This is a genomic window from Stutzerimonas stutzeri KOS6 (assembly GCF_000307775.2).
GTDB classification, from domain to species: Bacteria; Pseudomonadota; Gammaproteobacteria; order Pseudomonadales; family Pseudomonadaceae; genus Stutzerimonas; species Stutzerimonas stutzeri_B.
The window spans coordinates 267,036-288,895 of record NZ_KK020675.1; the positions used below are offsets into that span (position 1 = coordinate 267,036).

Genomic DNA, 21,860 nt, shown 5'->3' on the forward strand with positions numbered 1-21,860 from the left:
GTACCCTCGGTTAATTCTGACCCACCGTCGAGACGATGGTGACCTGCTTGTTGTCCGGTATTTCCTGATAGGCCAGGACATGGATGTTCGGCACTGCCAACCGTGCGAACCGCGACAGCATCGCCCTGACCGGCCCGGCAACCAGCAAAACCGCCGGTTTGCCGAGCATTTCTTGACGCTGCGCTGCCTCTACCAGAGAACGTTGCAACTTTTCGGCCATTCCCGGTTCCAGCAAGATGCCGTCATCGGAGCCCTGGCCAGCCTTCTGCAGACTATTGAGCAAGATTTGTTCCAAGCGCGGCTCCAGGGTGATCACGGGCAGCTCCGGCTCTAGTCCCACAACGCTCTGCACGATTGCGCGAGACAACGCAACGCGCACCGCAGCCACCATTGCGGCGGGATCTTGACTCTTGGCGGCAACATTGGCGATAGCTTCGGCAATGGTCCGTATGTCGCGCACCGGCACCTGCTCCTGCAGCAGCGCCTGCAGCACCTTGAGCAGGGTGGAAAGCGAAACCATGCCAGGCACCAGTTCTTCGGCCAGCTTGGGCGAACTCCTGGCCAGCAGTTGCAACAGCTGCTGCACCTCCTCGTGCCCCAGCAGTTCGTGCGCGTGCTTGTACAGCACCTGATTGAGATGAGTGGCAACCACGGTGCTGGCGTCTACCACCGTGTAACCCAGCGACTGCGCCTGGTCGCGCTGACTGGCTTCGATCCATACGGCTTCCAGACCGAATGCCGGGTCCCTCGCGGCTATGCCATTGAGCGGGCCGAACACCTGGCCGGGATTGATCGCCAGCTCGCGATCCGGATAGATCTCCGCCTCGGCCAGGCTCACCCCCATCAGCGTCAGCCGGTAGGCATTAGGCAGCAGGTCGAGGTTGTCGCGGATATGGACCGAGGGCATGAGAAAACCCAGGTCCTGGGACAGTTTCTTGCGTACGCCCTTGATACGCGCCAGCAGTTGCCCGCCCTGGTTGCGATCCACCAGCGGAATCAGGCGATAGCCGACTTCCAGGCCCACCATGTCCACCGGCGTCACGTCATCCCAACCCAGCTCCTTGGTTTCCGCCGCACGCTGCGCCGGCAGCATTTCCTGCTGCTTCTGCACATCCTGCTCGGCCTGCTGCTGCGCCTGCTTCTGGCGATGCCAGATCCAGTACGCACCCGCTGCGGCCGCTGCACCCAGGCCGAGGAAAGACATGTGCGGCATGCCCGGGACCAGGCCCATGGCGATCATGATCGCAGCGGACACCGCGAGCGCCTTGGGTGAAGCGAACATCTGCCGCTGTACTTGCTGGCCCATGTCCTCCGAGCTGGTGACACGCGTGACCATGATGGCGGCGGCGGTCGACAACAGCAGCGAGGGAATCTGCGCGACCAGACCGTCACCGATGGTCAGCAGCGCGTAGACCTGACCGGCATCGCTGAAGCTCATGCCGTGCTGCGCCATGCCGATGCCGACGCCACCGATCAGATTGATGAACAGGATCAACAGACCGGCGACGGCATCACCACGGACGAACTTCGACGCACCGTCCATGGAGCCATAGAAATCCGCCTCCGACGAAACCTCGCCACGGCGTTTCTTGGCTTCCTCCTGATCGATCAGGCCGGCGTTGAGATCGGCATCGATGGCCATCTGCTTGCCAGGCATGGCATCGAGGGTAAAACGGGCACTGACTTCGGAGATACGCCCGGCACCCTTGGTCACCACGACGAAGTTGATGATCATCAGGATCGCAAAGACCACGATACCGACCACGTAGTTGCCACCGATGACCACATTACCGAAGGCTTCGATCACGTGCCCGGCAGCCGAGCCACCTTCGTGGCCGTTGATCAGCACCACGCGTGTCGAAGCCACGTTCAGCGCCAGGCGCATCAGCGTGGCGACCAGCAGGATGGTCGGGAATACGGCGAAGTCCAACGGCCGCAACGCATAGACGCTGACCAGCAGTACGACGATCGACAGGGCAATGTTGAAAGTGAACAGCAGATCCAGCAGGAACGGCGGCACCGACAGCATCATCATGCCCATCATCACCAGCAACAGCAGCGGTACGCCGAGGTTGCCGCGCCCCGCGCCCGTCAGGCCGTTGCGAATATTGATGAGTTGCGTGCGATCCACATAGACCCCGGGAATACAGAACGAATTGTTGACGCGAAATGCGCCCTGCCGGGGCCATAGCAAGAAGGGGTCCAACTTTTCCGCCGCGCCCAGGCTGCGCCCTTCAGCCGCCATGGAGATCTGCCGAACGCGACCGGGCGGCGAGAGTCACAGTTGCTACCGGCGACACTCCGTCGCCGCCTGTGCAAAGGAGCTTTCAGATGAAACAGTGGATCATCGCCGCGCTGGCCGGCTGCACCGCACTCGCCGCGCAGGCCGAGACCTTGAGCGTCAAGGTCAACGCCGTCACCGCCCAGGGCATCGGCGACTCGCTGGGCACCGTCAAGGTCGAGAGCAACGAGTACGGCCTGGTCTTCCGACCCGAACTTTCAGGCCTGCAACCGGGCAGCCATGGCTTCCACATCCATGCCAAAGGCAACTGCGAGGCGGCCGAGGTCGACGGCAAACCGACTGCAGCCGCGGCGGCCGCCGGCCACTGGGACCCGAAGAACAGCGGCAAGCATGGCGAACCCTGGGGCGATGGACACATGGGCGACCTTCCCGCGCTGTACGTCGACAGCAATGGCAAGGCCAGCCAGCCGGTACTGGCACCGCGCCTGAAAAGCCTGGGTGACATCAAGGGGCTGGCACTGATGGTTCACCAGGGTGGAGACAACCACGCCGACCATCCACAGCCACTGGGCGGTGGCGGCGCACGCGTGGCCTGCGGCGTCATCGAGTGATCGCAAGCCACTAGGCGGCAGGCCCGGCAGCCGCCGCGTGGCCGCCGTCATTCATCGCGACGCAGGTCCGGCGGAATGGGCAGATCGTTCAGCGGGTCGGGGCGCCGGCCCTTGCCGGCGCGGTACTGGCGCAACTGATAGACGTAAGCCAGTACCTGCGCCACGGCCAGGTACAGGCCTGCCGGGATCTCCTGCTCGAGCTCGGTGGAGTAGTACACCGCCCGCGCCAGCGCTGGCGATTCCAGTATGGTGACCTTGTGCTCCTGGGCGATCTCGCGGATCTTCAGGGCCACGAAGTCCCCCCCCTTGGCCAGCAGCATGGGCGCGCCACCGCGCGCCGCATCGTATTTCAGCGCGACAGCGAAGTGCGTCGGGTTGGTGATCACCACATCTGCCTCCGGCACCGCCTGCATCATTCGCCGCTGCGCAGCCTCGCGCTGCAATTGACGGATGCGCGACTTGACCTCGGGCTTGCCTTCGGAATCCTTGTATTCGTCCTTGACCTCCTGCTTGGTCATCATCAGCTTCTGCTTGTTGTCCCAGAGCTGGAACGGCACATCCACCACCGCGATCAGAATCAGCCCGCAGGCCATCCACAAGGCGCACCAGCCGACTACTTCGGCGCTGTGCATGATGGCCAGGTCCAGTGGCTGCTTGGCAATGGACAGCAGATCGTCCTGATAGGCCGACAGCACCAGCAAGGCCACGCTGAGTACCACCAGAAACTTCGCCAAAGCCTTGAGCAGCTCAACCAGCGCATGGGTGGAAAACATGCGCTTGAGCCCGGCTGCGGGGTTCATCCGACTGACCTTGGGCGCCATCGCCTTGGCCGAGAACAGCCAGCCACCCAACGCAATGGGCCCCACCAGCGATGCGACCAGCAGAGCGATCAGCAGCGGCAGGATGGCCTCCAGCGCGATCAGGCCGCTGCTCATCAGCAGCGTCACCATGGAGGCTTCGTCAAGCAAGGTTTCACGACTGAGCTCGAAGGTGCCCTGCATCATCGCCATCAGGCTCTGGGCCAGACTCGAGCCCGAAGCCAGCAGCCCACCGATGCCGCCCAGCGTCACCGCCACGGTATTGAGTTCTCGCGAACGCGCCAACTGCCCTTTTTCACGGGATTCGCGCAGGCGTTTCTCTGTGGGTTGCTCGCTTTTGTCGGCGCCGCTTTCGCTCTCAGCCATGAGCGACCTCCGGTCCGCACAGGAAATGTGGCATCAGCGCGCCCCTGCCAGCTCACGAAGCATCATCAGCGCCTCACTGACGAAGACCTGGTACTGGGCGAATATGTCCGCCATGCCGATCCATACGATGATCAGGCCAAGCACCAGCGTCAGCGGGAAGCCGATGGAAAAGATGTTCAACTGCGGTGCCGCCCGGGTCATCAGACCGAACGCCAGGTTCACCACCAGCAGCGCGGTGATTGCCGGCAGCACCAGCAGCAGGCCGGCGCCCAGCACCCAGCCGAGTTTGCCCGCCACTTCCCAGAAGTGATTGGTAGACAGGCCGCCGCCCACCGGCAAGGTGACGAAGCTCTCGGCGAGAATCTCCAGCACCACCAGATGACCATTGACCGAGAGGAACAGCAGGACCACCAGCATGTTGAAGAACTGGCCGAGCACCGGCACCGAAACGCCATTGGCTGGATCGACCATGGAGGCGAAGCCGAGGCCCATCTGCATCGCCAGCAACTGGCCCGACACGATGAACACATGGAAGAACAGCTGCAGGACGAAGCCCAGCATCACACCGATCAGCAACTGTTCGGCAATCAGCAGCAGCGCTTCCAGGCTAAGCGAGTCGACCATCGGCATGGCTGGCAGGGTCGGCACCAGCACCAACGCAATGGCCAGCGCCAGGTACAGGCGCACCCGCATCGGCACCAGCTGAGTACCGATGAGCGGCATGCTCATCAGCAAGGCGGCAATACGAAACAGCGGGAGCAGGAACTGCCCTACCCAGCCGCCAATCTGCGCGTTGCTCAGCTCCAGCACGTGCCTACCCGATCAGCAACGGAATGTTCTGGACGAGGTTCTGGGTGTACTCCATCAGCTCGCGCACCAGCCACGGGCCGGCCCAGATCAGCGTCAGCAGCATCACCAACAGGCGCGGCAGGAAGCTCAGGGTCTGCTCGTTGATCTGCGTCGCGGCCTGGAACATCGCCACCACCAGGCCGACCAGCAGACTCGGCACCACCAGCACGCCGACGATCATCGCCGTCATCCACAGCCCTTCGCGAAACAGGTCCACCGCAACTTCTGGTGTCATCTGCGTCCCTCCTACAGGGTGCCGAAGCTACCGGCGAGCGTGCCGATGATCAGCCCCCAGCCGTCCACCAGCACGAACAGCATGATCTTGAACGGCAACGAGATGATCAGCGGCGAGAGCATCATCATGCCCATCGCCATCAGTACGCTGGCCACCACCATGTCGATGATCAGGAATGGAATGAAGATCATGAAGCCGATCTGGAATGCCGTCTTCAGCTCGGAGGTGACGAAGGCCGGCACCAGGATGGTCATCGGCGCGCTCTCGGGCGAAGCGATGTCCGTGCGCCGCGACAGCCGCACGAACAGCTCCAGGTCGCTTTCGCGGGTCTGCGCCAACATGAAGTTCTTCAATGGCACCTCGGCACGCGAGATGGCCTCCTGCGCCGGAATCTGCTCGCTCAGGTAAGGCTGCAGGGCCTCCTGATTAATCCGCTCGAAAACTGGCGCCATGATGAACAGTGTCAGGAACAGGGTGAGGCCGATGAGGATCTGGTTCGACGGCGTCTGCTGCAGGCCCAGGGCCTGGCGCAGGATGGAAAAGACGATGATGATCCGGGTGAAGCTGGTCATCAGCATGACGAACGCCGGAATGAAACTCAGCGCCGTCATGATCAGCAGGATCTGCAGGCTGACCGAATATTCCTGCTGCCCCTCGGCGTCGGTGGTCAGGGTAATCGCCGGAATCGAGAGTGGGTTGTTGCCCTGCGCCAGGATGCCGGACGACTCCTGAGCCATGACGAGAGGGCCGACCAGCATCAGTGCGGCCAGCAGCAGAATGCGCAACATCAGGGGCGGTCCTTGTGGTCCTTGCCAAGCAGCTCCATCAGACGCTGGGCGAATTCGGGATTGGCCGGCTCGCCATCCGGCAGGTGCACCGGCTCCTGCATGACGTGCAACGGCGTGATGCGCCCACCACTCAGGCCGATGAGGATCTGTTCGCTGCCAACCTGCACCAGCACCAGACGCTCGCGCGGCCCCAGCGCCTGGCTGGAAACGATCCTGATCAGCTGGGTGCCGCGCGGATTCATCTGCTGCACCCGGCGCAGCACCCAGGCCAGCAGGAAGATCAGCCCGATAACCAGCAGCAGGCCGAGCATCAGCTTGCTCAGTTGCGCACCCATGTCGGCACTGCTCATGCTCGTCGCGGGCTGCGCAGCCAAAGCCGGGAGCGTCATGAACGTAACCGCCAGAGCCGCAAGCGCACGCATGTCAGCGCAACTTCTTGATGCGTTCGGTGGGGCTGATTACATCGGTCAGGCGGATGCCGAACTTCTCGTTGACCACCACCACCTCGCCATGGGCGATGAGCGTGCCATTGACCAGCACGTCCAGCGGCTCGCCGGCCAGTCGATCGAGCTCCACCACCGACCCCTGATTGAGCTGCAAGAGATTACGGATGCTGATTTCCGTACTGCCCACCTCCATGGAGATGGAAACCGGGATGTCGAGAATGACATCCAGATTCGGGCCATCCAGCCCCAGCTGAACACCACTGGATTTCGGCGCGCTGGCGAAGTCCTCCAGCGGAGCGCGCGGCGCGGCCGGTGCGGCTGGGGCAGCCGGAGCGGTGCCCTGATTCAACAGCGCGTCGATATCGTCCTGACTGGCGTCGCCGGCCTCGGCCAGCGCTGCGGCCCATTCGTCGGCCAATGCCTGTTCCTCGGGAGAGGAGTTGTCGTTTTCGTCTGCCATCGCTAGTCCTCGAACGGCTCGAATTGAGTAAAGGGCGGGTTCAACGTGGACGAAACACGGGCTCCAGCACCTGCAGTGCCAGGTTGCCCTTGTGCGCCCCCAGCTTGACCTTGAAGGCAGGCATGCCATTGGCGCGCATGATCATGTCTTCGGGCATTTCCACCGGAATGACGTCGCCCGGCTGCATATTGAGGATGTCACGCAGTTTGAGTTGCCGGCGCACCACGGTGGCACCCAGCGGTACGTTGACGTCGAGAATATCCTCGCGCAGGGCCTTGACCCAGCGCTCGTCCTGATCGCTGACATCCGACTGGAACCCAGCGTCGAGCATCTCGCGGATCGGCTCGATCATCGAATAGGGCATGGTCACGTGCAGATCGCCGCCGCCGCTTTCCAGTTCGATGTGGAAGGTCGACACCACCACCACTTCGCTGGGGCTTACGATATTGGCCAGCGCCGGGTTCACTTCCGAATTGACGTACTCGAAGTTGACGTCCAGCACCGCGTGCCAGGCTTCCTTGAGATCGGCGAAGGCCTGGTCCAGCACCATGCGCACGACGCGCAGCTCGGTAGGGGTGAATTCCCGCCCCTCGATCTTGGCGTGCCGACCGTCGCCACCGAAGAAGTTGTCCACCAGCTTGAACACCAGCTTGGCGTCGAGGATGAACAGCGCCGTGCCACGCAGCGGCTTCATCTTCACCAGGTTCAGACTGGTGGGCACGTAGAGAGAATGCACGTATTCGCCGAACTTCATCACCTGCACGCCACCCACGGAAACGTCCGCCGAACGGCGCAGCAGGTTGAACATGCTGATTCGGGTGTAACGGGCGAAGCGCTCGTTGATCATTTCCAGCGTGGGCATCCGCCCACGAACGATGCGGTCCTGACTGGTCAGGTCGTAGCTTTTGATGGATCCCGGCTCGGCATCGCTCTCGGTATCCACCAGACCGTCGTCGACCCCATGCAGGAGCGCATCGATCTCGTCTTGCGAGAGCAGGTCTTGAACAGCCATTTGCAGCAGCCTTCTATTGCAATACGAAGTTGGTGAAGAGCACTTGCTCGATGGCAAGTTTGCCGATTTCCTTCTGCGCCAACTCCTGCACGCTGGCAGTAGCCTGCTGGCGCAGCATCTCCTTGCCGACGGGCGTTTTCAGTGCCTCGAAATCCTGACTGGAGAACAGCATGACCAGTCGATTGCGCAACAGCGGCATATGCACCTTGAGCGCATCCAGTGCGGCCTGATCACGCGACATCAGCGCGAGACTGACCTGCATGTAACGCTGCCGCCCCTTGTCGCTGAAGTTGACCACGAATGCCGGCATAAGTACTTCATAGATCGCCGGCTGCTTGCCCGAGGCGGTAGTCGCTGATTCTTCCGACTTGTCGCCAGCAAGGTCGTCGCCCTTGCTCATGAAGTAAAGCGTGCCGCCGATGGAAAGCCCCACAGCCACCAACATGGCGACCACGATCACGAGAATGAGTTTCAGCTTGCCCTTGCCAGCCGGCACCGCTTCCGGGCCCGTTGGCGGCACCACCGGTGGAGCCTGTTTTTTAGCCATGCCAAATATCCGTCATCAACAGCGTTTCGATCCGATTATGCGAGTTAGGAGCAACAGGTGTGCCAACGTGCCGGCGCCACACCACGACAGCGCCAGATAAAGCGCCGGACCGACACGGTATCAGGAAAAGGACATGAGAACGGCCATTGCGTCAGGCGTAGTAATCGACCAGACCGCGATCACCGGAGGTACGGTTGCTGGACACCTCGGCGATACCGCGCTGCTGCTCATCGTCGCCGGCCGCGTCGCTCCCGCCAGCCGAGCCTCCGCGCGAGGAGCCACCGTCAGCGCCGCCCTGCCAGCCACGCGCCAGTGACTGGTCGGAGACATTGACGTCCACCAGGCTCATGCCCTGCTGGTTGAACATCTCGCGCAGGCGCTGCATCTGGCCTTCGAGCGCATCACGCACCCCCGCGTGAGGACTGAGGAAAGTGACCTGCGCCTGATCCTTGGTCAGCTCGATACGCACCTCCATGCGCCCCAGCTCCGCCGGATCGAGCTGGATTTCCGCCGACTTTAGGTTCTGACTCGAGAGCCACATCACCCGATCCACGACAGCCTCGCTCCAGCCCGACTGCTGCATCTGCACCGGTTGCCCCGGGACCAGAGCAGGCCGCTGCGCCTGCTGTACCTGCTGCGCATTTGCCTGGCTCATGGCATTGGGTCGGGAGGCGGCAAGTTCAGCGGCGTTCGCAGCCCGGCTTTCCTTGGGCCCATCCACGCCTTCCAGCAGCTCTTCGGTCGTCAGCTGCAGCCCTGCATCTTCCTCCTCCACCGACTCCTTGGCGCCCAGCAGGGCACTGGCAAATCCATCATCGCCTTCTTTCGCCTGTGCATCGGCCAGAGGACCGTGCAACTGCCCAGCCGTCTTTTGCGTACCGAAAGGAGCGTCGCCCACTACCCCGGTAGCGAGAGACTCTTCACCAGCAGCCTGCGCGTCCCCGGCGACCAATCCCTGCACAACCGGCAGCCCTGACAGCAGGGACTCGGACTGAAGCTCCCCGGCAGGCTGAGCCTCGACCGGAGGCTCGAACTGACCGCCAAGACCGAGCAACAACAACGGATCGAGCTCGGCCTCCGGCACCTCCTCCGCTGCCGGTTCGGGAGGCAACGGGTTGCCGCTTTCGGCAACCGCCGGCTTTTCGTCGTCGGCCTTATCTGCCGCATTCGCCGCGTCCTTGTCGTCGACGGGCTTGTCACGACGGGAGTCGGTGCGCTCGGGACGCTCGACCGGCTTGCTCTGACGCTCCTTGGCGTAGACGTCGGAAAAGCTCGAACTACTGCGGTCCTGGCTCTCGCGCGGCGCCTCCGGCGCTTTTGCCGCTGCCTTGGGTCGCGCATCAACAGAGGGAGTCTTGAGCAGCAGGTCGGTGGAAACAGCCATGGGGTCATTCCGCTACGGAGGGTCGTGGGGTTAGCCGAGCAATTTCCGGGCCATCCGCAAGCTTGGATGTCACGAGGGTAAATGCAGACGGTCGCCCAATGGCCAACGGAGCCTGCCAGGCCAATGCTGCTCCGCAACGGCCCGATTGCGGCGTGACGGCGCGCCAGAAAAGCGTCTCGTCAGCCGTATCGCTGACGCTCGGCCCTGAACAGAATGCCGACGATGGCGAACTCACGTTCGATGGATTCGATGAGTGCAGGCGCTTCGGCAAGCTGACCGCAACCGGCGACCTTTTCCAGCGCCTGGCAGGACTCCGCCAAAAGCGTCGCACCCATGTTGCTGCAGCTACCCTTGAAGCTGTGTGCAGCACGACGCAAGGCCTCGGCCTGCTCGGCCAGCAAGGCCTGGCGAAGCAGACGGATGCGCTCCTCGGAGTCGGCAAGGAAGGTGTCCAGCAGTGCCGGGTACTCATTCTCCATCACCTCTTGCAGCGTGGTGAGCACGCCACTGTCGAGATGAGCTTTGGACACCGATACTCTCCTGTTTCGAGGCATGATCACTCCTCAGCCTGCCAGATGAACTCTACGCTGAGGCCACGCCCGTCCGCCTGCCATTCGAATCCGTCGCTCAACTGGCGCACCAGATGCAAGCCTCGACCACTGAACCGATCGCAGGCGAGCCGAGCGTGCAAGGCCCGGACAACGTCGAACCCGGAGCCGCTGTCGCTGATGCCGATACACAGCCGCCCGCCCTGCGAATCGGCCTTGAATGCCCAGTTCCAGACGCACATGACCATCGGCCAATGCCTGCAAACGCTGCTGACGCAACTCGTAGTAGCGCCTGAAACCGTCCGCATCGCATTTGAGGGACGAGTCGAGCCCGAGCACGCCATGCTCCAGCGCGTTGGAATAGAGCTCGCCCAGCACGGCATAGATTGCGCTCACCCTGGGTCGCAGCTGAGGGATCCGCAACAGCATCTGCAGCAACAGCGGCAGCGGTTGGCCATGCCGCAGGCTATCGGCCCGCAACTCGTAATGAGCCGACCAGTCCATCGGCCGGGGGCGAGACAGCGCCGGGCCGGCACAGACCATGGTGCCGACCTGGTCGACCACCACGACCTCGACGAGACTGAGGTCGTCATGTGACTGACCATGAAAATCGAGCAGCGCCTGTTCGATTTCGTCGAACAGCCGTGTCGGATCGCGGTTGGCGGCCAGGGTTGCCAGCAAACGCTGCTCACCCAAGAACTCGCCAGCGGCGTTGCGACTCTCCAGCACGCCATCTGACAGCAGCAGCAGGCGATCGCCCGGTGCCAGCGGGTAATGCTCGAACTTGTCATCCAGTGCCGCGGCGGCAACCACCCCAAGGGGCAGGTGGCGGGACACCAGCGGCGTGCGCCGGCCGTCCGCGCAAATGAGGTAACCGTCCGGCAAGCCACCATTCCATACCCGCAGGACGCCCTGCTTGGGATTGAGGTCCAGCAGCGTTGCGCAACAGAACATCTCCACGGGAAGTATCTGCTTGAGCTTGGCATTCATCTCGCGAAGGATGTCGGAGCTGGAATAGCCCTTCGCGGTCATCCCGTAGAAGATTTCCGCCAGCGGCATGGCGCCGATCGCGGCCGGCAGGCCATGGCCGGTGAAGTCGCCGAGCAGCACGAACATCTGCCCGGCCGGTGCCTGCGCAGCCAGCAGCAGATCGCCATTGAACAAGGCCTGCGGCGATTGCCGATAACGGATATTGGGGGCGCTCAGGCAGCCGGCATGAGCGACCTTGTCGAAGATCGCCTTGGCCGCCCGGTGCTCGTCGAGCAAATGCTGGTTGCGCCGGGCAATCAGGTCTCGCTGTTCGAGCACCGTCGCCTGCAGCCGACGCAGGCGGTGCATGGCCCGGATCTTGGCCTCCAGAATGATCGGGCTGTAGGGCTTGGCGATGAAATCGTCGCCTCCGGCCTCGAGGCAGCTGGCCAGCGCCTCATGTTCGGTCAACGAAGTCAGGAAGATGATCGGCACCAGCTCGTCGCCGGCCAGCCGCTTGATCCGCCGCGCCGCCTCGAAGCCATCCATCACCGGCATCAGGGCGTCCATCAGCACCAGCTGCGGCCATTCCTGCTCGAACAGCTGCACCGCTTGCAGTCCATCCGCTGCGGTGAGCACACGGTGCCCCTGTCGGGCGATGATGGTCGACAGCAGCATGCGGTCGACCGGACTGTCCTCGGCGATCAGGATCGACAGCCGCGTCAGCATCTCAGGCGATCACGAATAGCTGTTCGAAATTGGATACCGAAAGGATCTTGCGCACCTCGGCATTGCAGTTGAGCAGGCGAATGTCAGCCTCGTCACCACCGGCATGGTCGCGTAGCAGAAGCAGCATGCCGAGCGCCGAACTGTCCATGTAAGTTGTGCCGTGCAGATCCACCACGTACCGCTGGGGGCTCACGTCCTGGCGTTGATAAGCATCGCGGAATGCCTGATGCGCATTGAAGTCGAAGCGTCCGCTGATGGAAATGGTCAACTCCTGGTTATCCGCAGAAGGCTGCGAAGTAATGGTCATGTGGCACTCCTGATCCGGTACGTCGTGAAGGCCGCTTGCGGGCAGCCGTCGCTGTATGCGAAATGTGCAGCCGTGTACCGACTGAAGGGCAGCGACCCACAGCCAGGAATCATGCCTGGCAAAACCAGGCGCTCATAAACCGATCGGCGGTCGCCCCGCTGAGCCGCAGTCAAGATTTATCATTCAAGCAGCGCTACGGCAAGCACGAAGCGGTCTGCGTCGGCTCTTAACGGATCAATGCTCCCGCACCCTTCCGGCCAGCCGCTGGGCGAATTCGTCGAGCAGCTTCTGCTCGTGCTTGTCCGCGGCAATGCGCGCCTCGCGCTGGTAACTCTCGATCAGCTTGCTCAGCCCCTCGACGCGCGCGTGCCGCTGGTGCCATTGCTGGCGCAGCTTGAGCAGGTTGTCGCGGTACCAGTTGACGCTGCGCTGCTGCTGGCCGATTGCCGATTCGAGCTGGGAGAGGAAGCGCTGGTAGTTCATCAGCCACTGACCGGACACGCCTTGACTGCCCTGCTGCATCCATTGTTGCTGGTAGTCCCTGAAGTACTGCTCCAACTCGCCAAGCTTGGCCTCGGCCTGATTCAGCTGCGCCTGCCCCTGACCCAGCAGACGAGCGGCCTCCTGCTCGGCCTTCTCGGCCATTGCAATCACCGGCGCCAGACGCGCAGCTCGACTGGCCGCCACCGGTTAACCGCCTTGCCGGGAATTGAAGAGCGACGCCAGTTGCGCGGCGCTCCTTGGCAAGACTTCACTTTCATCGAGGCCCTGGCGCAGATAGCCGACCATTTCAGCCTGCCGTGCGATGGCCATATCCGTTTCCGGATCGCCGCCTGGCACATAGGCACCGACACTGATCAGGTCACGACTCTGCTGATAACGCGACCAGAGCTGCTTGAAGCGTTGCGAGGCGCGGACGTGCTCGGGACTCACCACTTGCGGCATCACGCGACTGATGGACGCCTCGATATCGATGGCCGGGTAATGGCCCTCTTCGGCCAGCCGGCGCGACAGCACAATGTGTCCGTCGAGCACGCCGCGGGCGGCATCGGCGATCGGGTCCTGCTGGTCGTCGCCCTCCGAGAGCACCGTATAGAAAGCGGTGATGGAGCCGCCGCCCTGCTCGGCGTTGCCGGCACGCTCGACCAGGCTGGGCAGCTTGGCGAATACCGACGGCGGGTAGCCCTTGGTTGCCGGTGGCTCGCCGATGGCCAGGGCGATTTCGCGCTGGGCCTGGGCGTAGCGGGTCAGCGAATCCATCAGCAGCAGCACGTTCTTGCCCTGGTCGCGGAAATACTCGGCGATGCGCGTGCAGTACTGGGCGGCGCGCAGGCGCATCAAAGGCGCCTCGTCGGCAGGTGATGCAACCACCACCGAACGCTTGATGCTCTCTTCGCCAAGGATGTTCTCGATGAATTCCTTGACCTCGCGGCCGCGCTCGCCGATCAGCCCGACGACGATGATGTCGGCTTCGGTGAAGCGGGTCATCATGCCCAGCAGCACCGATTTACCGACGCCGGTACCGGCGAACAGGCCGAGACGCTGACCGCGCCCGACCGTAAGCAGTCCGTTGATACTGCGGATACCGACATCCAGCGGCTCGCTGATCGGATGGCGCTTGAGCGGGTTGATCACCGGCCCGTCCATCGGCACCCAGTCTTCGGCTTTCATCCCGCCCTTGCCATCGAGGGCGCGACCGGCACCGTCGAGTACCCGACCGAGCATCGACATGCCCATGGGCAGGCGACCCGTATTGGCCAGCGGCACGACCCGGGCGCCGGGCGCTATGCCGGCCAGGCTGCCGACCGGCATCAGGAACAGCTTGCCACTGGAAAAGCCCATCACCTCGGCTTCGACCTCGGTGGGATGATAGCTGTCGTCGTTGATCACCAGACAGCGGCTGCCGACCGCCGCGCGAAGCCCCTCGGCCTCCAGGGTCAAACCGACCATCCGCAGCAGTCGCCCTTCCAGCACCGGCTGGCCAGGCAGCTTGATCGCGTCGCCATAGGTCTCGAAACGCCTGGCGAAGCTGACCCGTTCAAGACGCATCGGGCACATCCAGGTCGATGTTCAGATCAGCCGGTGGAGGATGGGTTGCGTTTTCCCGCTGCTGCTCGAACAGTTGCTTGATGGCCTGGCTCAGGCGGGTCTCGATGCTGGCATCAATGCGGCTATGCTCGGTTTCGATATGGCAGCCACCGGGCAGCAGGCTGCTGTCCTCCAGAATTCGCCAGCTTTCCTCATGGCGCTCGCGCAGCGCCTTGATCAGCTCGAAATCCTGCGGATTGACATGGATCCGCACATTGCTCGCCCCCATGGGCAGCAGCTTCAGCGCTTCGCGCAACACCTCGCGGATCTGACTGGAGTCGATCAGCAGGTCACGCTGGATCACTTCGCGCGCCATATGACTGATCAGCGTAGCCATGGCGTGCTCCAGATCGCGATCCTGATCGGCGATCGGATCGAGTAACTGGCCCATCAGCCGCTCGAGGCTTTTCAGGCGCGGCGCCAGGGCAGCGTCGGCATCCTGCCGGGCCTTGAGCTGGCCGGCATGGAAACCGTCCTTCTCGCCCGTGGCGAAGCCTTCGTTGTAGGCCTGCTGACGAATCGCCTCGAGCTCGTCGAGCGTCAGCGGTTTGACTTCCTCGACCGGGACATCCTCGCTGCGTGCCAGTTCTTCGACAGGCTCTTGCTCGGCTACCGGCTGTTCCGCTTCCTCGCTTTGCGAGTCGAAACTGGGCAGGGACCAGCGATCGAAGAGACTGACATCCTTCGCGCGAATGAGATCGCTGGGGTTGTCCTTGGCCATGACTGAAGTTTTGCCCCGTTAGATCATTTCCTCGCCGCCCTTGGAGCCCAGGACGATTTCCCCGGCCTCGGCCATGCGGCGAGCGATGGTGAGAATTTCCTTCTGGGCATTTTCCACGTCGCTGACGCGCACCGGCCCCTTGGCTTCGAGGTCGTCGCGCAGCAACTCGCCGGCGCGCTTGGACATGTTCTTGAAGACCTTTTCCTTGATGCCGTCGTCGGCGCCCTTGAGCGCCATCACCAGCACGTCGGAGGATACCTCACGCAGCAGTATCTGGATGCCACGGTCGTCGACCTCGGCAAGGTTGTCGAAGACGAACATGAGGTCTTCGATCTGGGTGGACAGGTCCTCGTCCACCTCGCGGATAGCATCCATCAACTGGCCTTCGACGGAGCTGTCCAGGTAGTTCATGATGTCCGCGGCACGCTTCACGCCGCCGAGACTGGCACGACTGGTATTGGTGCTGCCGGAGAACTGCTTCTCCAGGATCAGGTTCAACTCCTTCAGCGCGGCGGGCTGTACGGTATTGAGCGAGGAAACGCGCAGGACGATGTCCAGCCGCACCTTGTGATCGAAATGCGAGAGCACCTCGCCGGCCTGGTCCGGGTCCAGATAGGCCACCACGATGGCCTGGATCTGCGGGTGTTCGTAGCGGATGACATCGGCCACGGCACGCGGCTCCATCCATTTCAGACTGTCCAGGCCGCTGGTGTTGCCGCCCAGCAGGATGCGGTCGATCAGACCGCCCGCCTTGTCCTCGCCCAGCGCCTGGGTGAGCATCTTGCGGATATAACCGTCGGAGCCGACGCCCAGGCTTGTCTGATCGCCAACGATCTCGACGAATTCGCTCATTACCTCCTCGATCTGCACCCGCTGCACGTTGCGCATCTGCGCCATCGCAGTACCGACCCGCTGCACTTCCTTCGGCCCGAGATGACGCAGCACCTGCGCGGCATCGGTCTCGCCCAGGGAAAGGAGGAGGATGGCGGCCTTGTCAACCTTGGTGAGCTTGGCTGTAACTCGATTGTCACTCATCGGCGTTGATCCATTCTTTCACCACCTGGGCTACCCGTCCCGGGTCATCGGCCACCAGGTTCTTGATCGCATTCAGCTGGGCTTCGTATCCCTCGCTGGGGCTCGACAGCAAGATGTTCTGCGGACCGCTCAGGCTTACGCGGTCGTTGGCCAGCCCGGCATCCAGACCGCCCTCTTCATCCAGCTCCCCTGGCCCGCCGGCAACCTGCAGGCCCTTGCCGGCCGAAGGATTGGTGAGACTCTTGAGTACCGGACGCAGCACACCGAACACCAGCACCAGGATGAACAGTACGCCTAGTACCTGCTTGACCACGTCCCAGAACCACGGCTGGGAGTAGAAGGGGATCTCTTCGAAGGTTTCCCCGGCGCTATCCGCCACGAACGCGGTATTGATCACGCTGACGCTGTCGCCACGGCTGGCGTCGAAGCCGACCGCGTCCTGCACCAGACGAGTGAAGCGCGCCAGATCGTCGGCATTCCATGGCACACGCACGGCCTCGCCCGCCGCATTGAGCGATACCTGGTCATCGACCACCACCGCCACCGACAGGCGGCGCAAACGCCCCTGCTGCTGTTTGGTATAGCTGATCGAGCGATCGAGCTCATAGTTGCGTGTGGCCTGCTCCCGCTTGTCAGCCGGATACGGCGCAAGCATCGGCTGGCCGGTAGCCGGGTCCACGACCTGCTGGCCATTGGCGTCCAGCAGCGGCTGCCCCGGCGCCACAGCGCTGGCAGCGGCGGCCTGGTTGGCCTGTTCCGGTGCCGCGGCCGGGCCGGGGGGCTGATTGCTCAGGGCACCCGGTACGCCCTGTGGCGGCAGGCTGCTCTGGCGCTGCTCATTGACGCTCTGCTCGCTGCGCAGCGCGGGCTGGTCCGGATTGAAAGTCTCCGAGGTGGACTCGACTGCGCTGAAATCGACATCCGCCGAAACCTCGGCTTTGTAGCGCCCGCTACCCAGCACCGGCTGCAGGATGTTGTGCACACGCTGGGTATAGAGGCTTTCCATGCGACGGCTGTAGTCGAACTGCTTGCCGGCCATGGTCAGCTCGGAGAGCTCCTGCTGGTCGGAAAGCAGGTTGCCCTTCTGGTCCACCACAGTGATCTGTGACTTGTTGAGTTCCGGCACGCTGGTAGCGACCAGGTTGATGATCGCCATCACCTGGCTCGGCTCCAGTGCGCGGCCAGGATAGAGCTCCACCAGGACCGAAGCGCTGGGCTTGCGCTCATCACGCACGAATACGGAGCTCTTCGGGATCGCCAGATGCACGCGGGCGCCCTTGACGTTGTTAAGGCTGGAAATGGTACGCCCCAGTTCGCCCTCGAGGCCGCGGCGATAACGAGTCGCCTCCATGAACTGACTGGTGCCGAGCCCCTGGTCCTTATCGAGAATTTCGAAGCCGATATTGCTGTCGGCAGGCGCGATGCCGGCACCGGCAAGCTTCAGTCGCGCGCGCGCCAGATCGTTGGCCTTGACCAGCAGCGCGCCGGAATTGGGCTCGACGGTATAGGCGATGTCCGCCGCGGCGAGAGTCTCCATCACCTGGTTGGCATCCATACCGGCCAGACTGCCAAGCAGTGGACGGTAGTCCGGCTGCTGCGACCAGAGCACCACGGCAAAGCCGATAGCCACGCTCGCTGCCAGGCCGACCAATAGGCCGACCTGCCGCAGCATGGACATTTCCGAGAGGTTTTCCAGGAACGACAAGCCCAGCAAGGGCTTCTTCCCACCCGCTGGAGTAGCCGGCACCGGGACGTTGCTCACCGCGTCAGCCATGGTTCAATCCGCCTCACACCGGCATCTGCATGATGTCTTGATAGGCCTGCACCAGTTTATTGCGCACCTGGGTCATGGCCTGAAAGGAAACGCTGGCCTTCTGGGAGGCGATCATCACTTCGGTCAGGTCGACGCCACCCTGCCCCATCTCGAAGGCCGAAGCCAGCTGACTGGAGGCCTGCTGGGTTTCGTGAACCTTGTTCACCGCCTGCCCCAGCATGTCGGAGAAGCTCGGCGCGGCAACCTCCTGGGTCGACACCTCCGGCTTGGTACGTGCCATGGCATCGGTCTGCATGGCCCGCATTTCCAGCATCAAGCGATTGAATTGGACACCTTGGCTCATCTAATCCTCCACAGCCGCGGTTTTTTTGACGCATCACGGCGAGCACTGACTAGATAGCAACAAGGGTGCCAGATCCTCCCCCAAGGGGCAGGCGCGGCGATCACCTGTATTTGCACGAGACGCGACTGTCATGTCCAATGCGTGTGCAGCTGTACCGGGACGCCACACGGCTCCAGCCAATAGGCTTGCAAGGGGCCGCGAAACCGGCGGCAGCCAGACCTTCAATACGTAGACCAGCAATGAACGAGATCAGCCGTACCGACCTGCGCCCCCTGAGCGACAGCTCGCCTTCGACCATCGTGGCCGGCTTCATCGCCATGCTCACCGGCTATACCAGCTCGCTGGTGCTGATGTTCCAGGCCGGGCAGGCCGCGGGGCTGAGCACGGCCCAGATCTCGTCCTGGATCTGGGCACTGTCGATCGGCATGGCGATCTGCAGCATCGGCCTGTCGCTACGTTTTCGCACCCCGGTGGTAGTTGCCTGGTCCACTCCGGGCGCTGCCCTGCTGATTACCAGCCTGCCTGGCGTACCCTACGCCGAAGCGATCGGCGCCTTCATCTTCGCGTCGGCGCTGATCGCCCTGTGCGGCCTGACCGGCAGCTTCGACCGCCTGATGCGGCGGGTGCCGGCATCGCTGGCTGCCGCGCTGCTGGCCGGCGTGCTGTTCAATATCGGCAGCGAAATCTTCCGCGCCGTCGAAGTCCAGCCAGTACTGGTGCTCGGCATGTTCTTCAGCTATCTGCTGGCCAAGCGGCTGCAGCCTCGCTACGCGGTACTGGCCGCGTTGCTGGTCGGATGCCTGATCGCTGGCGTATCGGGACTGCTGGATTTCCAGCGTTTCAGCCTGCAACTGGCCGTGCCGGTATGGACCACGCCGTCATTGTCCTTCGCGGCTGTTTTCAGCATCGGTATCCCGCTGTTCGTCATCGCCATGGCCTCGCAGAACATGCCAGGGCTGGCCGTGCTGCGGGCCGAGGGTTATCAGGTCCCGGCTTCGCCATTGATATCGACCACCGGTATCGCCTCGGTACTGCTGGCGCCATTCGGCTCCCACGGCATCCATCTGGCCGCCATCACCATGGCGATCTGCGCCGGCCCTGAAGCCCACCCCGATCCGCACAAGCGCTACACTGCGGCCGCCTGGTGCGGAGTCTTCTATGGCATCGCCGGCATCTTCGGCGCCACCCTGGCGGCGCTGTTCGCGGCCTTTCCGGCGGCACTGGTGCTGTCCGTCGCGGCGCTGGCACTGCTCGGCTCGATCGGCTCGGGGCTGACCCAGGCCATGCAGCAGCCCAATGAGCGGGAGGCGGCGTTGATCACCTTCATGGTCACGGCGTCCGGGCTGACGCTGTTCGGTATCGGCGCGGCGCTTTGGGGGTTGATTGCAGGGGCGCTCACGTTGGTGATTCTTAACGAGCGGAGCTGAGGGCGTTGAGGCCGGATAGACAACCGGCCTGGCAAGATTTGGCTTAGGTGAATGAAATCAAAACGGTCATTCTCATGACCTGAATCTTGCCAGCCCTGCATGAACGACCCAAAGCCCCCGCCTCGAGCAGCAAGAATCAAATAGCCGTTGCCCCACCATCCACCGCCAGCGCATGGCCAGTGGTAAACGCAGCCCCATCGCTGCACAGATAGAGCACCGCCGCCGCGATCTCCTCCACCTTGCCCACCCGTCCGACCGGATGCATCGCAGCGGCGAATTCGGCTTTGCGCGGGTCTGCCTCGTAGGCGCGACGGAACATGTCGGTATCGATAACCGCTGGGCAAACTGCATTCACGCGGATCTGCTTCTTGGCATACTCGATGGCCGCGGACTTGGTCAGGCCGATCACCGCATGCTTGGATGCCGCATAAATGCTCATTTTGGGCGCTGCGCCCAGCCCTGCGACCGACGCGGTATTGACGATCGCCCCACCGCCCTGAGCCAGCATGACCGGCAGTTGGTGTTTCATGCATAGCCAGACGCCTTTGACGTTGACCCCCATGATCGCGTCGAACTCGGCCTCGCTGCCCTCGGCCAGCCGGCCCTGCTCGATCTCGATGCCGGCGTTGTTGAACGCATAATCGAGTCGGCCGTAATGTGCCAGCGTCTGCTCGATCAGCGCCTTGACCTCCGCATCACGCGTCACGTCGCAGCGCACGGCGATTGCCTCGCCGCCGGCCGCACGAATGCGCTCTGCGCCGTCACCAATACCCGCTTCGTCGATGTCCGCCAGCACCACTTTCAGCCCCTGCTCGGCAAATGCCAGCACCGTGGCGCGACCGATGCCTGCCGCGGCGCCGGTAACCAGGGCGACCTGTCCAGAGAATGTCATGCTCATGATTGTTCTTCCCGAAGAATTCGACTGACCCTGTGCCTATCAAATGACCACAAAGGGCTTCCCGGTCGAACTTATACCGCCATGCGTTCACCTATTTAACTGCCGTTACGGTCATATCACCAAACTGGATGCCCATGCATTCCAGCCTGCTGACATACCTTGCAGCGCGGTGCTGGGCGGGCTAAACCAAACCTTTCGCAAACACGAGGCTGATTTCATGACCCTGCTCAACCAGCAATTCCTGCTAGCCCAGCGACCGATCGGCGTGCCGACCCGGGAAACCTTCGACTACGTCGAGCAGCCGGTGAGCGAGCCTGGCCCCAATCAGATTCTGGTCAAGGTCGAGTATCTGTCCATCGACCCGGCGATGCGCGGCTGGATGAACGATGCCAAGTCCTACATCCCGCCGGTGGGCATCGGCGAGGTGATGCGCGCATTGGGCGTGGGCAAGGTCATCGCCTCGCAGCACCCAGGATTCAAGGAAGGCGACTATGTGAACGGCGCGCTGGGCGTGCAGGCGTACTACCTCGGCGAGCCGAAGGGTTTCTACAAGGTCGATCCGCAGCAGGCGCCTCTGCCTCGCTACCTGTCGGCGCTGGGCATGACCGGCATGACCGCCTACTTCGCGTTACTGGCGGTGGGCCAGCCCAAGGCAGGCGAGACCGTGGTGATCTCCGGCGCCGCCGGCGCGGTCGGCAGCGTTGCCGGGCAGATCGCGAAGATCAAAGGCTGTCGCGTGGTGGGCATCGCCGGCGGTGCGGACAAGTGCCGATTCCTGACCGAGAAGCTCGGCTTCGATGGCGCCATCGACTACAAGAACGAGGACCTGGCGGCCGGCTTGAAGCGCGAATGCCCGAAAGGCGTGGACGTGTTCTTCGACAATGTCGGCGGTGACATCCTGGATACCGTGCTGCAACGCATCAGCGTCGGCGCACGGGTGGTGATCTGCGGCGCCATCAGCCAGTACAACAACAAGGAAGCGGTTAAAGGGCCATCCAACTACCTGTCGCTGCTGGTCAACCGCGCGCGAATGGAAGGCATGGTGGTGACCGACTATGTCACGCGCTATCCCGAGGCGATGCGCGACATGGCCGAATGGCTCGCGAGCGGCCAGCTCAAGAGCAAGGAAGATATCATCGAAGGGCTGCAGACCTTCCCGGAGACGCTGATGAAGCTGTTCACCGGCGGCAACTTCGGCAAGCTGGTGCTCAAGGTCAGCTGAGCAACTGCCCGCTGCGAAAAGGCTGAGCCGTGAGGCCCAGC

At 63.0% G+C, this 21,860-nt stretch carries 22 protein-coding genes and 1 pseudogene; 3 read left to right on the plus strand and 20 right to left on the minus strand.

What is annotated here, in order from left to right; genetic code table 11:
* Window positions 1-10 precede the first annotated feature (10 nt).
* Window positions 11-2,131 carry a flagellar biosynthesis protein FlhA gene (flhA, locus tag B597_RS25215; RefSeq protein WP_003296589.1) on the minus strand — a complete coding sequence of 707 codons (2,121 nt, stop codon included), beginning with the start codon at window positions 2,129-2,131 and terminating at the stop codon, window positions 11-13.
* Window positions 2,132-2,331: 200 nt separating this feature from the next.
* On the opposite strand from flhA, the gene sodC reads away from it, so the two are divergent.
* Window positions 2,332-2,853, plus strand: a complete 522-nt coding sequence (gene sodC / locus B597_RS25220) for a superoxide dismutase family protein (RefSeq protein WP_003296590.1) — start codon at window positions 2,332-2,334, stop codon at window positions 2,851-2,853.
* 47 nt (window positions 2,854-2,900) lie between these two features.
* Here the strand turns inward: sodC and flhB are convergent, their stop codons facing one another.
* The 18 genes and pseudogenes from flhB to fliE all read right to left on the minus strand — a co-directional run bounded on the left by flhB (window position 2,901) and on the right by fliE (window position 18,272).
* Window positions 2,901-4,037, minus strand: coding sequence for a flagellar biosynthesis protein FlhB (gene flhB / locus B597_RS25225; protein WP_024161587.1), 1,137 nt, complete (start codon window positions 4,035-4,037; stop codon window positions 2,901-2,903).
* 33 nt (window positions 4,038-4,070) lie between these two features.
* The gene (fliR, locus tag B597_RS25230) at window positions 4,071-4,847 is read right to left on the minus strand and encodes a flagellar biosynthetic protein FliR (protein ID WP_003296593.1); all 777 of its coding nucleotides are present in this window, start codon (window positions 4,845-4,847) and stop codon (window positions 4,071-4,073) included.
* A 4-nt stretch (window positions 4,848-4,851) separates the two neighbouring features.
* Window positions 4,852-5,121, minus strand: a complete 270-nt coding sequence (fliQ, locus tag B597_RS25235; protein WP_003296594.1) for a flagellar biosynthesis protein FliQ — start codon at window positions 5,119-5,121, stop codon at window positions 4,852-4,854.
* A gap of 11 nt (window positions 5,122-5,132) precedes the next feature.
* Window positions 5,133-5,909 carry a flagellar type III secretion system pore protein FliP gene (gene fliP, locus B597_RS25240; RefSeq protein ID WP_003296595.1) on the minus strand — a complete coding sequence of 259 codons (777 nt, stop codon included), beginning with the start codon at window positions 5,907-5,909 and terminating at the stop codon, window positions 5,133-5,135.
* A complete protein-coding gene (gene fliO / locus B597_RS25245) occupies window positions 5,909-6,331 on the minus strand; it encodes a flagellar biosynthetic protein FliO (RefSeq protein ID WP_003296596.1) in 423 nt (140 codons plus the stop codon). The genes fliP and fliO overlap by 1 nt, the downstream gene beginning before the upstream one ends.
* A gap of 1 nt (window position 6,332) precedes the next feature.
* Window positions 6,333-6,815, minus strand: a complete 483-nt coding sequence (gene fliN, locus B597_RS25250) for a flagellar motor switch protein FliN (RefSeq protein WP_003296597.1) — start codon at window positions 6,813-6,815, stop codon at window positions 6,333-6,335.
* Between the two features lie 40 nt (window positions 6,816-6,855).
* Window positions 6,856-7,827 carry a flagellar motor switch protein FliM gene (gene fliM, locus B597_RS25255; RefSeq protein WP_003296598.1) on the minus strand — a complete coding sequence of 324 codons (972 nt, stop codon included), beginning with the start codon at window positions 7,825-7,827 and terminating at the stop codon, window positions 6,856-6,858.
* Between the two features lie 13 nt (window positions 7,828-7,840).
* A complete protein-coding gene (gene fliL, locus B597_RS25260; RefSeq protein ID WP_003296599.1) occupies window positions 7,841-8,374 on the minus strand; it encodes a flagellar basal body-associated protein FliL in 534 nt (177 codons plus the stop codon).
* Between the two features lie 151 nt (window positions 8,375-8,525).
* Window positions 8,526-9,758 carry a flagellar hook-length control protein FliK gene (locus tag B597_RS25265; RefSeq protein WP_024161588.1) on the minus strand — a complete coding sequence of 411 codons (1,233 nt, stop codon included), beginning with the start codon at window positions 9,756-9,758 and terminating at the stop codon, window positions 8,526-8,528.
* A gap of 179 nt (window positions 9,759-9,937) precedes the next feature.
* On the minus strand, window positions 9,938-10,288 hold the full coding sequence (locus B597_RS25270) for an Hpt domain-containing protein (RefSeq protein WP_003296600.1): 351 nt from the start codon (window positions 10,286-10,288) through the stop codon (window positions 9,938-9,940).
* Window positions 10,289-10,314: 26 nt separating this feature from the next.
* Window positions 10,315-12,004, minus strand: a pseudogene (locus B597_RS25275) (SpoIIE family protein phosphatase).
* Between the two features lies 1 nt (window position 12,005).
* Complete coding sequence (locus tag B597_RS25280) at window positions 12,006-12,311, minus strand: STAS domain-containing protein (protein ID WP_003296602.1); 306 nt, start codon at window positions 12,309-12,311, stop codon at window positions 12,006-12,008.
* Between the two features lie 234 nt (window positions 12,312-12,545).
* Entirely contained in the window at window positions 12,546-12,998 is a 453-nt protein-coding gene (fliJ, locus tag B597_RS25285; RefSeq protein ID WP_003296603.1) for a flagellar export protein FliJ, read from the minus strand.
* Window positions 12,999-13,001: 3 nt separating this feature from the next.
* Window positions 13,002-14,360: a flagellar protein export ATPase FliI gene (gene fliI / locus B597_RS25290; RefSeq protein WP_003296604.1), complete on the minus strand. Its 1,359-nt coding sequence runs from the start codon at window positions 14,358-14,360 to the stop codon at window positions 13,002-13,004.
* Window positions 14,350-15,120, minus strand: a complete 771-nt coding sequence (gene fliH / locus B597_RS25295) for a flagellar assembly protein FliH (RefSeq protein ID WP_003296605.1) — start codon at window positions 15,118-15,120, stop codon at window positions 14,350-14,352. Before fliH ends, fliI begins: the two co-directional genes overlap by 11 nt.
* Window positions 15,121-15,138: 18 nt before the next feature.
* A complete protein-coding gene (gene fliG, locus B597_RS25300; RefSeq protein WP_003296606.1) occupies window positions 15,139-16,155 on the minus strand; it encodes a flagellar motor switch protein FliG in 1,017 nt (338 codons plus the stop codon).
* Window positions 16,148-17,929: a flagellar basal-body MS-ring/collar protein FliF gene (fliF, locus tag B597_RS25305; RefSeq protein WP_024161589.1), complete on the minus strand. Its 1,782-nt coding sequence runs from the start codon at window positions 17,927-17,929 to the stop codon at window positions 16,148-16,150. The genes fliG and fliF overlap by 8 nt, the downstream gene beginning before the upstream one ends.
* A gap of 13 nt (window positions 17,930-17,942) precedes the next feature.
* On the minus strand, window positions 17,943-18,272 hold the full coding sequence (gene fliE, locus B597_RS25310) for a flagellar hook-basal body complex protein FliE (protein ID WP_003296608.1): 330 nt from the start codon (window positions 18,270-18,272) through the stop codon (window positions 17,943-17,945).
* A 239-nt stretch (window positions 18,273-18,511) separates the two neighbouring features.
* Between fliE and B597_RS25315 the strand changes: the two genes are divergently transcribed.
* Window positions 18,512-19,699: a benzoate/H(+) symporter BenE family transporter gene (locus tag B597_RS25315; protein WP_003296610.1), complete on the plus strand. Its 1,188-nt coding sequence runs from the start codon at window positions 18,512-18,514 to the stop codon at window positions 19,697-19,699.
* Window positions 19,700-19,835: 136 nt separating this feature from the next.
* On the opposite strand, the gene B597_RS25320 is transcribed toward B597_RS25315, so the two are convergent.
* The gene (locus tag B597_RS25320) at window positions 19,836-20,597 is read right to left on the minus strand and encodes an SDR family oxidoreductase (protein ID WP_003296611.1); all 762 of its coding nucleotides are present in this window, start codon (window positions 20,595-20,597) and stop codon (window positions 19,836-19,838) included.
* Between the two features lie 217 nt (window positions 20,598-20,814).
* Between B597_RS25320 and B597_RS25325 the strand changes: the two genes are divergently transcribed.
* On the plus strand, window positions 20,815-21,819 hold the full coding sequence (locus B597_RS25325; protein ID WP_003296613.1) for an NADP-dependent oxidoreductase: 1,005 nt from the start codon (window positions 20,815-20,817) through the stop codon (window positions 21,817-21,819).
* The last annotated feature ends 41 nt before the right edge of the window (window positions 21,820-21,860 follow it).